This window comes from Spirosoma harenae, from assembly GCF_054776975.1.
In genome coordinates, this window is sequence record NZ_BAAHBD010000047.1 from 24,971 (window position 1) to 37,450 (window position 12,480).

Consider the following 12,480-nt stretch of genomic DNA (forward strand, 5'->3'; position numbering starts at 1 on the left):
CATAACTCATATATCCTGATGAAAGCGAGTACTCGTATTGCTGTTGGGGCAGGTCTCACATTACTGATTCCCTTAGTATTGACATTGCTTGCCAGTTGGCATTGGAAACCGGGGGCTTTGGTTTTGGGCATTATCCTGCTACTTGGTGGACTCTATCTCCTCTATGAATTGGCAGTAACGGGGAAAATGAACAGTAAAATGTACCGATTCGCCGTTGTATTGGCGCTTGCCACTATATTCGGCCTTGTCTGGATGAATGTTGCTGTCGGCGGCATTCTTGGAGATGATCCTGCCAATATGATGTATTTCGGAGTACTTCTGATTGGACTTGCTGGGGCCATCATCGCACACGTAGAGCCACTGGGTATGTCACGCGCATTGTTTGCGACGGCGTTCGCAATGGCCCTGGTTCCTGCGATTGCACTGATCATTGGAACGCCTGCTTTTTCTAACGGTGTGGTTGCCGTATTTGGCCTTCATGTATTCTTTGCCATGTTATTTATGGGGTCAGCATTATTGTTTCAACGCGCGGGTATGAGCACAAAGGACCAGATGTGATATCAACAGCTTGAATAGCCATTACAACGGCAGACACATGACTTAGTCGTTTCGATAGATTTATAATTCTTAGTTTATAGATCGTGAAAAGGCAAGATTATTGCAGTAGGTGGCTCATCACCTTCCCGTCAATCGTCATGAATAAAGAGCTCGTGCTGTTTACCATTATGTTTGCCTTTGCTGTTTTTGCAGGAGGTTTATTACTGTATTGGTTCCGCCAGATTGCCTTCGCTCGTCGTTGTCCCATTTGCCATGATATAGATGTAGAGCGCCGGAGCCGAAAAGGGTGGCTCCGGCATATTCCGTTCGCCAAAGCCTATTTCTGCGAGGGGTGCGGAACTCGGTTTATCCGAATTGGATTCAGCCAGTCAACCAAACATCGTCCAGAACCGCCCCTCCGGTTGATGCGCGATGAACCTAAACATCCCTGAATCTGATTTGTCTATCGATTTGATTCAATCGTTTTCTGGTGTAATTACGATTCAGGTCCATTTCCCCTGGCTGACCACTTGCCTATTTTTTCTATCAATTATTTCTACAATGATATCCTTGATTATCAGTCGACTTAGGAAATAGCAGTCAAGTAAACATTTTTCTGTTTTGTTCGTTAGAAGAGTATTAATGGAAGTATTTATAGCACTATCCAAATAATACTCATGAAACGACCGCACCTTACTCTGCTTGACTTTCTTCCCGGCCCCTGGACATTAGTTATTGGCATCGCAACGGGTATATTCTCTGTCTTTCTTCGGCTGATTTTACAAGTACTTAATCTATAAGTGGCTTATTGTTAGATATTTACTTCTGGCATTGTTAATTTTAGTGCAAAAGCGCTAGGCATTGCGTCACTATTTACAGATGCATACATGTATGTAAAGGGTAATTGCCTGCTCCTCAAAGTTTACCATTAATTACTCCCCTTCCTGGTTCTCAGGACCCGTGTCCTGTTAATAATCCTCATCTAGCTGACTCACTTTCAGTTGGGACCAATACCTTAATTTTTGGCAAAAGACTCACTTCATAACCACTTTTTACCAGTTCATCCAATTCAGCCACTGGTACTATGAGGGAGTGGTTAGTTTTGTTTATGAATAATGAACTCTCTATTCATAAAACAACACTATATCTAATGGATACCTTACAATTGCCTCATTTCACAACCAAACGAACCATTACCATTCCTTCTATCGAATATCTGGAAGCCGTAGGAAATTATACCCGAGTTCACCTGATGGGGCAAAAGCCAATGCTGGTGGCGAGCACGTTAAAAAGGTTTGAAGAACGGCTACCGCAGTTTTTGCGGATTCATAAAGGAATTTTAGTCAATCCTACTCATATCATTAATTATCGCATCCGATCTGTTTCCAGTCCGTTTGTTGAGCTTTCGAAAGATAGACAGCTAACGATATCACGTCGACAGACCCGGCGCCTGGGGCCGGCATTAGCCTCCTTTAAACCATGTCTTGGTTAACCTCGCAAAGAATCCTTACTGAGGCAGCTATTTAATAAGGTAGAATTCCCCCAATAGTTAAGGCCGTTTTGGTATCTGTGTATAATGCCTCGGCGTCAGGCAATCTATTCTATTCCAGAATGGAGGGTAAGCTCGAAGCAAAAATTCCTAGTATCGACTTTGAGCAGTGCATTATGTTCATGCCTGGGCTGATTGGGAAATTCCGGCTGGTATCTACAGCAATACTCGCTGAAAAACTGGCTAAAGCTCCCAAACTATTGCCAATTGGCATACATGTCGTCGAATTAAATAAAATCTCTGGTTATTAGAGTGAATGTCACCATCCGTATCCGTGTAAGCGTAGGATTGAGTAGGTTAAAGAAAGGTCTTGACTTTCAACTAAATCCACTAGTTTTACCCTATGCAGTCAGGAGGGGGAATATGCAAACAGGCTTAATACACTCAATAAACAAACAGCCAGCGATCTCGTATAAAATGAGACGGCAGGTCGTTGCTGAATTTCAGTCAGACCTTAAAAGAGCTACCGGTTGGGGCCGAGTGTGGCTTCGATGGAAACGAGGAATCGTTTTACAAATGCGTTACAACGAACTTCTATTCTCGAATACGTTTGGCGCAAAAAGTGCTAGTAGCAGTAGGGTGTTAGGCTCACATTTCTGAGCCTAATTCATGCCTATGACAACACTGGATGATGTGTATGAGCTTTGCGCCCGTTTTGACGGCCTATCTTCCCCTGATGAGGCACTTGCCTGCCTGTCTGAACTCCGGAACACGCTGGAACGCTTCAAACGAGAACAGGAAAAGCCCAAAGGAGCTAATATTGCCTGCGCGCTGGTGAGTCGTCACGTCTGGTTAGATGTAGTGGAGTATAGTAGTACGGGTAATAAGCATATGTTGGCTGCAGCCAAGCGCAAGGTATGCGAAGCGTTGTCTTTCCTGCCCTAGTACTATTTTAGTCTTACTTGACAGAATACTATCTGGCTCTAAGCAGGGACTTCTATGGCTACTCTAGTTCCGTTGCCAGGTGAACTCTCTATCTTGCATTTGCCCGCCAATGTATCTACGCGGGCAATAATATTACGCATACCGATTCCATTGCCCTGCCGATTACTTGCGAAGCCAACTCCGTTATCACTCACCGACAGTAATAAGTTTTGGGTGTTTTGGGTCAGGCTCAGCACTACCCGGTTGGCCTGAGAATGTTTGATGCTATTATTAATCAACTCCAGAATTACGTTATATAATTCAAATTCAATGACTGAACTGGGGCGGTTTTCCCAATCCTTTACATCAAGCCGGAACTCTATATTGGGATTAAAATTGAGCTTATCCGTTAATTTTTGTAACGCCGGAATTAATCCCTGACTTTGTAATTCGGTAGGCAGCAGGTTATGGGAAATCAGCCGGACATCTGAATAAACCTCTTCCAGCATCTGAATGATATCGCCGTGTAACTTACGATCGGCCGGGCTGTAATCGCCTACATCCCAGGCCTCTATTCGCCAGCGTAACGCTGTCAGTTTGGTATTCAGGTTGTCATGAAGTTCGGAAGCAACTCGTTTTCGTTCAATAGTTTGGCCTTTAAAAAGCGCTTCCTCGATTTCCTTATTTTTGACCGTCAGCTCTTTATTTTTAGTCTTGAGCTTCTGATTCGACCAGAAAATGATTGCTGCCAGTAAAATTGCCAGGGCAGCTAAGCCAATCAGAAAATTGCGGGCCTGGGTGAGCTTATCACTCTTGAGTGTTTGTAAGGCTAATTGATTCGCCTGTCGCTGCTTATCGAAATCATAATTCATGGCAGAGGCTGTGGCTTTTAACAATGATTCTTTATTAAGGAGTGAATCCGAAACGGCTTTAAATTGCTTATAATGCTGTAAAGCCTTCATAGTCTGACCAGTACCCTCGTAGGCATTAGCTAGAAGCTGATGATAGTCTGCTGTTTCGGCCAATAAAGGCGGGTCCGATTCTTGCGCCCACTCCAGGCCTTTTGTTGCGTAGGCGATCACCTGTGGATATTGTTTTTTGGCTAAATAGATTTTGCCGTAGTTAACCTGAACCAGGTGATCAAGAAATTGCTCGTAATCAACGGCGTCGCGATATAATTTATCACCCAATTGAGTGGATTTGAGCGCTTTTTCGTATTCGTTACGCTTAATATAAAGCCTTCCCATTCGGGCATACACCTTTGGGAGACCATAAATCGCATGGATCGCTTTGTTAATCGTTTCGGCCTTTGTCAGTGCGTTTAGAGCTGCATCATATTTTCCTTCTTTTTCAAAAATATCTGCCTGCTGATTTAGCAGGAATGCTTCCAGGGTTTTGTCATTCCTTTTTTGCGCAACTTTGGTTGCCTGATTAAATAAGGCCAACGCTTCCTTATGCATGCCTAATGCTGAATACACAACGCCAAGATTCGGTAAAGTCGAACGCAATCCCGACAGGTCATTGGCTTGTTCCTGAAGCTGCCTTGCTTTCAGATAAAATTCAACGGCTTTGCTGAACTGGCCACTGCGGGCGAAAATCTGGGCTTTTTCGTTGTATACGGTTCCTTGCCAGGCTTTGTCTCCCAGAGCGATAAAGATGCCATTGGCTTTGTCTAAAAGGGGGAGAATTTCTTTTTGTCTGGTTAGGTTATCTCCCAGAAGCTGCGCTTTGCGGATATAAGCTTCAGCCTCCATGTGCCTGTCTTTTAGCTTTGCCGCGATTCTATGTATCGTATCCAACTGCGCATAGGCTGACGGGACGTCAAGTAATCGGTCGGCTTCAATCCGGACAAGTCGTAGTCGAGCCTTTCCTTCTCCCCGTAAATATCCTAGTTTTTTAGCCAGGGTTGCCGATTGCATACCATATAAGATAGCGAGAGAATCATCTCCGCCAAGCCAGTAAGCCTGACTCAGTTCATATAAAATATGCACACGGTTAGTATCTGAGGGAGCCGTTCGAAGTTGTTTTTGTAGCGAGTCAATCGGTTGAGCATGAAGAGGTAGCCAATAGCCAAACCCCCAAAGAAGCCAGCTCTGCCTAAAGATGCTTTTTAACGACGAAGTAATCCACCGAACATAGACATGAAGCATGAGTAAACGGCTTACGAAACTGTGCATAATCAACTCTGGCGAACTTGCCCTTTTGGTAGTAATATAGAAGAAAGTTGGCATATTGTCCAAAGCCCTCCTGCTATAATCAACTTATTGAACGGTAGCGAATTGATTGTAAAAAAGATGGTAGTTTCGGGCTTTATCCAATCACTTGTATGCAACCCATTACCCTTTTCGTTATTGCCTTATTCATTGCTGCTATGGCGTTTATTTACGCCTGTACACCCATCAAAAAAGGGCCAAACATTGCCGTTGATACTCAGGGAGGGTATAAAAACTTAAAACTGGATGCAACTTATGACTCTCTACAAAAATTAGTGGAACTTAAGCCAGCACCAGACAATCCGTGTATAGCAATCAAAAAGTTTGCTATTTCATCGGAGCCGTATAAGACGATTAGTTCAATTAGTCTCGATACTGTTGAGCTTGAGTTCGTTAATGATCGTTTATATCGAGTCATGTTACATACACGCTACGAATATCCGGTTAGTGGTAAACTCCATAAAATTCTTCGGTCGGAATACGGCGAGCCTATCGAAGAGCGAAAAGCGGAGGCAGGTATAAAATACGTAACCTACAAGTGGATTGGAGACAAAACCTATATTCATCTTATCCAGCGTGACCATGCCGACCTGAACATTGAATACGGTTCGTTTGAAGGCAAAGAACGCTCGATAGTAGAATTAAAGAAGTGTCAGGAGCGGATGTTAGGAAAAAACGATCAGTGAGTAGACTAGTGATGTACAGAAAGTTAATCGCCAGCGTAGCAAGCGCCATGACCAATTCCATCAGCTTCCCCGAGAGAATCAGCCAACTGGCAAATAAGGGACTGGCTTGTACTACTTAATGATGCAGCGAAATATGATTAATAGCACATTCGGTACACGAATAAAAACAAAAAACTCCTAATTCTCTGACCTGCAGATCATTAGGAGTTTTTGTAGTAGCCCGACCAGGATTCGAACCTAGACAAACAGAACCAAAATCTGTCGTACTACCCTTATACTATCGGGCTGCTTTTGCAATTGCGAGTGCAAAGATAACTGATCAGGAGAGTGAAAAACAAGTAGTGATCCAAAAAAAGTAACTTTTTCGTAGACTAGCCAACTTACTGATTGATTTCCAACCCTCTATCTAATGCTTAAATACCAGCAATCGGGGTGGTTGGGCTAATCTTTTTCACCAATCCCTGGAGTACTTTGCCAGGGCCGCATTCAAAAAACTCCGTGGCACCATCAGCAACCATACGTTCAACAGACTGTGTCCATCGTACTGGTGATGTAAGTTGAGCAATCAAATTTGCTTTAATCAGTGCAGGATCGGTAACAGCCTGGGCGTTTACATTTTGATAAACTGGGCAGCGGGGTGCATTAAAGGCCATCCGCTCGACAGCTTCGGCAAATTCGGTCTGGGCGGGTTCCATAAATGGCGAATGGAAAGCACCACTAACGGCCAGTGGTACAACTCGTTTTGCGCCCTCAGCTTTCAGTCGCTCCTCTGCGAGTTGAATGCCCGCAGCACTACCTGAAATAACAACTTGGCCAGGGCAGTTATAATTCGCGGGTACCACAATCTCGTCCGTAATTTCAGCACATATCTTTTCGATAACCTCATCGGCCAACCCCAGGACCGCTGCCATTGTCGATGGTGTAATTTCGCAGGCTCGTTGCATCGCGGTTGCCCGAACAGAAGCCAGCCGCAAGCCGTCTTCGAAAGAAAGGACACCTGCTGCCGTTAAGGCCGACAATTCACCGAGGGAATGACCAGCTACCATTTCAGGTGCAAACGAATCGGTTGTCATTGCCAGTACAACACCGTGCAGAAAAACGGCAGGCTGTGTATATATCGTTTGTTTTAGCTCGTCGTCAGATCCTTCAAACATAATGGTGGTCAGCTTGTAGCCTAACACCTCGTTGGCCTGATCGAACAGTTGACGGGCAGCTTCAGAGTTTTGGTAGAGATCCTGTCCCATACCCCGAAACTGTGAACCTTGACCTGGAAATACGTATGCTTTCATTGGTTAAGTCTATCGATTAATGAATAAAACCGCAAAGGGCTGCAAAATTGAAGGATAATTATGGTTGTTCAAATGATTTTAGTGAGGATGTGTCAACTTTAGTAACAATCAACGACAACATACGGTTATGAAGCTGCCCGTTGATTTAGTCTAATTTATACCGACTGTAAATAAGCCACAAAACGGCTGATAAAGGGGTGTAATCTTGTTTCCATCGGGTTTGTGCTTTAGTTTTGATGCGCCGTTCAAACCGGCTTTTTTTCAATCGTTTACCACTAAAATTTCGTGTCGTTCATCCTATGGCTTGGGTAACACAAACGCTATCCAGCTCCCTCGGTCGAAAGGTTATTATGTCGCTGACGGGACTGTTTTTATGTTCATTTCTGATTGTTCATGTGGCTGGGAATCTCCAGTTATTTAAGGGCGACGGCGGACGGGCTTTCAATGAGTATACCTACTTCATGACTCACAACCCGCTGATTATGACCGTCTCTTATTTGCTCTACACATCGATTCTGGTACATGCGCTGATGGCTTTAGTCCTCACACGGCATAACCAGGCATCGCGCCCTGTAAAGTATGCCTATAGTAAACCCGAGGCCAACAGTGCCTGGTCATCGCGTAATATGGGCATTCTGGGTACAATCCTATTGCTATTCATCATCATTCACATGCGTACATTCTGGTACGAAATGCACTTCGGATCGGTGCCTATGGCTGAATATGATGGGAAAGAGTATAAAGATTTATATACCGTTGTACAGGTCGCTTTTGGCGAATTATGGTATGTGATTCTGTATGTGCTATGCATGGTGGCGATTGGATATCACCTATGGCATGGATTCCAGAGTGGTTTCCAGACACTGGGTGTTCGGCATAAAAAGTATACACCCATTATTGAATTTCTGGGTAAATACTTCTTTGCTATTATCATTCCGGCAGCTTTCGCAGCTATGCCGATTTACGTGTATTTGCAGGTTCATCATATAATCTAAAGAGTGTAAGGGCGAAAGAGTGATTTGTATACACTTATTAAACGCACTTTCGCTCTTGCACTCTTTCGCTCTTTAAAGTAAAATGAAACTGGAATCTAAAATCCCCGAAGGTCCTTTAGCCGAAAAATGGGCACGGCATAAGTTTGCGCTGAAACTGGTCAATCCGGCCAATAAGCGTAAATACGATATTATTGTAGTTGGTACGGGGCTGGCTGGTGCATCGGCAGCGGCTTCGCTGGCAGAGTTAGGCTATAATGTAAAAGCATTCTGCTTTCAGGACAGCCCTCGTCGGGCGCATTCGATTGCAGCTCAGGGTGGTATCAATGCCGCTAAAAACTATCAGAACGACGGTGATAGTGTATTCCGTTTGTTCTATGACACCATCAAAGGTGGTGATTACCGCGCCCGCGAAGGAAACGTCCACCGATTAGCAGAAGTTAGTGTAAACATCATTGATCAGTGCGTAGCGCAGGGTGTACCGTTTGCCCGCGAATACGGCGGTACGTTAGCGAACCGTTCATTTGGGGGATCGCAGGTATCACGTACATTTTATGCGCGTGGTCAAACTGGGCAGCAATTGCTGTTAGGGGCTTATTCAGCCCTGAGCCGTCAGGTAGCTAATGGCAAGGTAAAACTCTATACACGTACCGAAATGCTCGACCTCGTAGTGGAAGGTGGCAAAGCGCGCGGTATTGTGGTACGAAATCTGATTACAGGTAAGATAGAATCGCATTCGGGCCACGCTGTTCTGCTCTGTACTGGTGGCTATGGTAATGTATTCTATCTGTCTACCAACGCAATGGGGTGTAATGTAACGGCGGCCTGGCGAGCTCATAAAAAAGGAGCTGTGTTTGGCAACCCTTGCTTTACGCAAATTCACCCAACCTGTATTCCCGTATCGGGCCATTATCAGTCGAAGCTAACGCTGATGTCCGAATCATTGCGAAACGATGGTCGGGTATGGGTGCCTAAGAGCAAAGAGGACGCGGAGAAAATCCGGAAAGGGCAGATGAGTCCCAACGATCTTTCCGAAGATCAGCGTGATTATTTCCTCGAACGCCGATATCCGTCTTTCGGTAACCTTGTTCCGCGTGACGTAGCGTCCCGCAACGCAAAAAATATGTGCGACGAAGGACGTGGGGTTGCTAAAACGGGCTTAGCTGTATATCTGGATTTCGCTGATGCTATCAAGCGCGATGGACAGAAAACGATCGAGGCCAAATACGGTAACTTGTTCGAGATGTACGAAAAAATCACCGGCGAAAATCCGTACGAGGTGCCGATGATGATTTACCCCGCCGTTCACTATACGATGGGCGGTTTGTGGGTCGATTACAATCTGATGACGACGATTCCGGGGCTATATGCACTTGGGGAAGCGAATTTCTCCGATCACGGCGCTAACCGACTTGGTGCTTCGGCCCTGATGCAGGGTCTGGCAGATGGTTATTTCGTTATCCCGTACACCATTGGCGATTACCTGGCAACAATTGGTCCTGCGGACAAAATCCCGGTTGATTCTCCTGCCTTTAAAGAGGCCGAACAGAAAGTTCAGGACCAGATTAAAAAACTAATGTCAATCAAGGGGCAGCGTCCGGTTGATGATCTGCATAAAGAACTCGGTCATATCATGTGGGAATACTGCGGTATGTCGCGCACGGCTGAAGGATTGGCAATTGCCAAAGAAAAGATTCAGGCGCTAAAGAAAGAGTTCTGGACCAACGCCAAGATATTGGGCGATGCCGACGAAATGAATCAGGCACTTGAGCAGGCATCGCGTATCGCCGACTTCATGGAGTTAGGCGAACTTATGGTCGACGATGCGTTGAACCGTAACGAATCCTGCGGTGGTCACTTCCGTGAGGAATACCAGACTCCTGATGGCGAGGCTCTGCGCGATGATGCGAATTATGCTTATGTAGCCGCCTGGGAATATCAGGGAGAAGGTAAACCCGAGCTTCTGAACAAAGAGCCATTGGTGTTTGAAAACGTGAAACTGACACAGCGTAGTTATAAATAAAAAAGTTCTAGAGTTGTATAGTTGTAAGGTTATAAATTGGTTCTCCCGTATCAACTTTACAACTCTAGAGCTCTACAACTTTTGATAACCTTACAACTTTTGTAAGATGAAAATCACTCTAAAAGTCTGGAGACAGAAAAATAATAACACAGCCGGAAAGCTAGTTGAATATCAACTCGATAATGTGTCGGAAGACATGTCATTTCTGGAGATGTTCGACGTACTGAACGATTCGCTGACCCGGAAAGGTGAAGAACCCGTTGCCTTCGACCACGATTGTCGCGAAGGGATTTGCGGAACCTGTTCGATGTACATTAACGGGCGCCCACATGGACCGCAAACGGGCGCAACGACCTGTCAATTGCACATGCGTTCGTTCAATGATGGCGATACCATCGTTGTCGAACCCTGGCGGGCGCGGGCGTTCCCAATCATCAAAGATTTGATGGTCGATCGTCTGGCTTTCGACCGGATTATTCAAGCTGGTGGCTATGTATCGGTCAATACCGGATCAGCCCCCGATGCAAACGAAATCCTGATTCCACGGAGTATTGCTGATGAAGCGATGGATGCGGCTGCCTGCATTGGTTGTGGCGCTTGCGTTGCTGCCTGTAAAAATGCGTCGGCGATATTGTTCGTTTCGGCAAAAGTGTCGCAACTGGCTATCTTACCCCAAGGAAAATCAGAGCATAAAGAGCGCGCTGAGCGTATGGTTGCCCAGATGGATGCTGAAGGTTTCGGTGCCTGTTCGTTCACAGGTGCCTGCTCAGTCGAATGTCCTAAATCTATTTCGCTGGATCATATTGCCCGATTGAATCGGGAATATTTAGGCGCTAAATTGACGTCCGATAATGTCAATGGCTGATTAATTTAATCAATCAAGCTTACACATAAAAAACCCGGCCTCTTTAATAGAGACCGGGTTTTTTATGGCTGATTTGCACTGTTACTTCAAAAACGCTTCATCATTATCGGTCATAAACATGCGTGTGCTTTCGGTATATGTACCACCCGTTGGCGCTTTGTATTTCAAGTCTACGTAAAACGCCCGATAGCCTGAGGCAGGGAAAGCTTCGCTCACAGCGATCGTACTTTTGTTCTTGATACCCAAGCTTTTTGCTTCCCATTTTTCGTCCTGAAAAATCATATCGGTCGAATTAGCCGACCAGACCGTTACGTCTTCCAGCTTATCTGATGTTGTTTTGATGGTCAGGTCTACGCCTTTTTTAGTGGTCGATACAGTCCACTGGCAGGCTGGGTAGGGTTGTTTAGTGAGCGTAGTGCCGAAGAAGGCATTTAATGCTTCCAGCGCTTGCCGTTTATCACCCAAATCATGACCAACGTTCGGAACATAGTGAATATAGTTTTCGCCCGGAATCTGGCCGATGTAATGTTTCACTGCGTCGACCGTCCAATAGGGGTCGTTCGTACCCATGAACAGCATTTTGGGCATGGTTAATTTCTTGCGATACGAATAAGGATCAATCATTTCGGTAATAGCCATTCCTTCCTTACTATGCGTGTTCTGGGGAATGCCCAGCTTAACGTAATCGTCAATTTCGACGCTGTATTTATTCCAGATTTTCATTTGGTAATCCAGATTGACAGGCATGTTCAGAATATCGATAACCATTGGGGCAATGGCCACCGCTCGTTTATCACTGGCACCGGTCAACCAGGTGGTCCAGCCGCGCTTGGAAGCCCCCGATATGACAAAGTTTTTAACCTCTTTATTTAGTTGCTGTTTCGCTAATTCTTGTACCGCATCCATCGCCCGAACGGCACTTTTTACCATCGGAAAAAGTAGCGGCCAGGTGTAATCACCATCTTTTTTAAACTGATGTAATGTATACGAAATCAGCGCATCTTCGGTCAGATTATCGTATAAAGGTTGATTGGGCGTTTGTCGAAGTACGGCGACGATGGCTTTGTTCGCAGTCGCCAGTGTGCTGATTGCTCGATTGAATTTATCGTCATGGCCGTTCCAGCGAGGTTCGCCATCTTTGATTGAACCACCTGTTATAAATAGGAGTGCGCCATCGTGCTTAATTTCTTTCGGAACGAGTACGGTTAACTGGTGTTTCCAGGTGTGCTCGCGCCATTTTTGCGACGTCAATAAAACTTCGTGCGCTGTAATATCGCCATAGGTATAAGTGTCTTTCACTTCCCACTTGAACGACTGATCGTTGTTGTGTAAGTAGCTTTCCAAAGCCGTTGATGGAGTAATACCATCCGTTTTTTCAGGAAGATCGAAGGCAAATAAGGAAAAGAGGAAACCAGCAATTGCTACAGTTTTGAGGAGGTACTTTTTCATTGTGTATTGGAAT

At 45.2% G+C, this 12,480-nt stretch carries 12 protein-coding genes and 1 tRNA gene; 9 read left to right on the top strand and 4 right to left on the bottom strand.

The genetic code is table 11. From position 1 onward, the window contains the following. The first annotated feature begins 18 nt into the window (after positions 1-18). From ACYVE4_RS31160 to ACYVE4_RS31180, 5 genes are all read left to right on the top strand, one after another. On the top strand, positions 19-558 hold the full coding sequence (locus ACYVE4_RS31160) for a hypothetical protein (RefSeq protein ID WP_461044336.1): 540 nt from the start codon (positions 19-21) through the stop codon (positions 556-558). 137 nt (positions 559-695) lie between these two features. Beyond that, complete coding sequence (locus tag ACYVE4_RS31165; RefSeq protein ID WP_461044337.1) at positions 696-989, top strand: hypothetical protein; 294 nt, start codon at positions 696-698, stop codon at positions 987-989. Positions 990-1,214: 225 nt separating this feature from the next. After that, on the top strand, positions 1,215-1,337 hold the full coding sequence (locus tag ACYVE4_RS31170) for a hypothetical protein (RefSeq protein ID WP_461044338.1): 123 nt from the start codon (positions 1,215-1,217) through the stop codon (positions 1,335-1,337). Between the two features lie 350 nt (positions 1,338-1,687). After that, a complete protein-coding gene (locus tag ACYVE4_RS31175) occupies positions 1,688-2,029 on the top strand; it encodes a LytR/AlgR family response regulator transcription factor (RefSeq protein ID WP_461044339.1) in 342 nt (113 codons plus the stop codon). A gap of 672 nt (positions 2,030-2,701) precedes the next feature. Next, positions 2,702-2,971, top strand: coding sequence for a hypothetical protein (locus ACYVE4_RS31180; protein WP_461044340.1), 270 nt, complete (start codon positions 2,702-2,704; stop codon positions 2,969-2,971). 38 nt (positions 2,972-3,009) lie between these two features. On the opposite strand, the gene ACYVE4_RS31185 is transcribed toward ACYVE4_RS31180, so the two are convergent. Then, complete coding sequence (locus ACYVE4_RS31185) at positions 3,010-5,100, bottom strand: tetratricopeptide repeat-containing sensor histidine kinase (RefSeq protein ID WP_461044341.1); 2,091 nt, start codon at positions 5,098-5,100, stop codon at positions 3,010-3,012. 176 nt (positions 5,101-5,276) lie between these two features. Here ACYVE4_RS31185 and ACYVE4_RS31190 point away from each other — a divergent pair, with 176 nt between their 5' ends. Beyond that, a complete protein-coding gene (locus tag ACYVE4_RS31190) occupies positions 5,277-5,849 on the top strand; it encodes a hypothetical protein (RefSeq protein WP_461044342.1) in 573 nt (190 codons plus the stop codon). A 216-nt stretch (positions 5,850-6,065) separates the two neighbouring features. On the opposite strand, the gene ACYVE4_RS31195 is transcribed toward ACYVE4_RS31190, so the two are convergent. Beyond that, positions 6,066-6,136: transfer RNA gene (locus tag ACYVE4_RS31195), tRNA-Gln, on the bottom strand. 126 nt (positions 6,137-6,262) lie between these two features. Then, positions 6,263-7,138 carry an ACP S-malonyltransferase gene (gene fabD, locus ACYVE4_RS31200; RefSeq protein ID WP_461044343.1) on the bottom strand — a complete coding sequence of 292 codons (876 nt, stop codon included), beginning with the start codon at positions 7,136-7,138 and terminating at the stop codon, positions 6,263-6,265. A 299-nt stretch (positions 7,139-7,437) separates the two neighbouring features. On the opposite strand from fabD, the gene ACYVE4_RS31205 reads away from it, so the two are divergent. The 3 genes from ACYVE4_RS31205 (at position 7,438) to ACYVE4_RS31215 (ending at position 11,018) form a co-directional block, all read left to right on the top strand. Then, positions 7,438-8,133 carry a succinate dehydrogenase cytochrome b subunit gene (locus ACYVE4_RS31205; RefSeq protein WP_461044344.1) on the top strand — a complete coding sequence of 232 codons (696 nt, stop codon included), beginning with the start codon at positions 7,438-7,440 and terminating at the stop codon, positions 8,131-8,133. Between the two features lie 82 nt (positions 8,134-8,215). Then, on the top strand, positions 8,216-10,153 hold the full coding sequence (locus tag ACYVE4_RS31210; protein WP_461044345.1) for a fumarate reductase/succinate dehydrogenase flavoprotein subunit: 1,938 nt from the start codon (positions 8,216-8,218) through the stop codon (positions 10,151-10,153). 106 nt (positions 10,154-10,259) lie between these two features. Continuing rightward, positions 10,260-11,018, top strand: coding sequence for a succinate dehydrogenase/fumarate reductase iron-sulfur subunit (locus ACYVE4_RS31215; protein ID WP_461044346.1), 759 nt, complete (start codon positions 10,260-10,262; stop codon positions 11,016-11,018). Positions 11,019-11,099: 81 nt separating this feature from the next. Here ACYVE4_RS31215 and ACYVE4_RS31220 read toward each other — a convergent pair whose 3' ends face one another. After that, positions 11,100-12,467, bottom strand: coding sequence for a PhoPQ-activated pathogenicity-related family protein (locus tag ACYVE4_RS31220; RefSeq protein WP_461044347.1), 1,368 nt, complete (start codon positions 12,465-12,467; stop codon positions 11,100-11,102). Positions 12,468-12,480 lie beyond the last annotated feature (13 nt).

Excerpts from the sequence above, each read along its gene's own strand:
- ACYVE4_RS31160 (WP_461044336.1), top strand. The coding sequence starts at position 19 with ATGAAAGCGAGTACTCGTATTGCTGTTGGGGCAGGTCTCACATTACTG.
- ACYVE4_RS31165 (WP_461044337.1), top strand. The coding sequence starts at position 696 with ATGAATAAAGAGCTCGTGCTGTTTACCATTATGTTTGCCTTTGCTGTT.
- ACYVE4_RS31170 (WP_461044338.1), top strand. The coding sequence starts at position 1,215 with ATGAAACGACCGCACCTTACTCTGCTTGACTTTCTTCCCGGCCCCTGG.
- ACYVE4_RS31175 (WP_461044339.1), top strand. The coding sequence starts at position 1,688 with ATGGATACCTTACAATTGCCTCATTTCACAACCAAACGAACCATTACC.
- ACYVE4_RS31180 (WP_461044340.1), top strand. The coding sequence starts at position 2,702 with ATGACAACACTGGATGATGTGTATGAGCTTTGCGCCCGTTTTGACGGC.
- ACYVE4_RS31185 (WP_461044341.1), bottom strand. The coding sequence starts at position 5,100 with ATGCTTCATGTCTATGTTCGGTGGATTACTTCGTCGTTAAAAAGCATC.
- ACYVE4_RS31190 (WP_461044342.1), top strand. The coding sequence starts at position 5,277 with ATGCAACCCATTACCCTTTTCGTTATTGCCTTATTCATTGCTGCTATG.
- fabD (WP_461044343.1), bottom strand. The coding sequence starts at position 7,138 with ATGAAAGCATACGTATTTCCAGGTCAAGGTTCACAGTTTCGGGGTATG.
- ACYVE4_RS31205 (WP_461044344.1), top strand. The coding sequence starts at position 7,438 with ATGGCTTGGGTAACACAAACGCTATCCAGCTCCCTCGGTCGAAAGGTT.
- ACYVE4_RS31210 (WP_461044345.1), top strand. The coding sequence starts at position 8,216 with ATGAAACTGGAATCTAAAATCCCCGAAGGTCCTTTAGCCGAAAAATGG.
- ACYVE4_RS31215 (WP_461044346.1), top strand. The coding sequence starts at position 10,260 with ATGAAAATCACTCTAAAAGTCTGGAGACAGAAAAATAATAACACAGCC.
- ACYVE4_RS31220 (WP_461044347.1), bottom strand. The coding sequence starts at position 12,467 with ATGAAAAAGTACCTCCTCAAAACTGTAGCAATTGCTGGTTTCCTCTTT.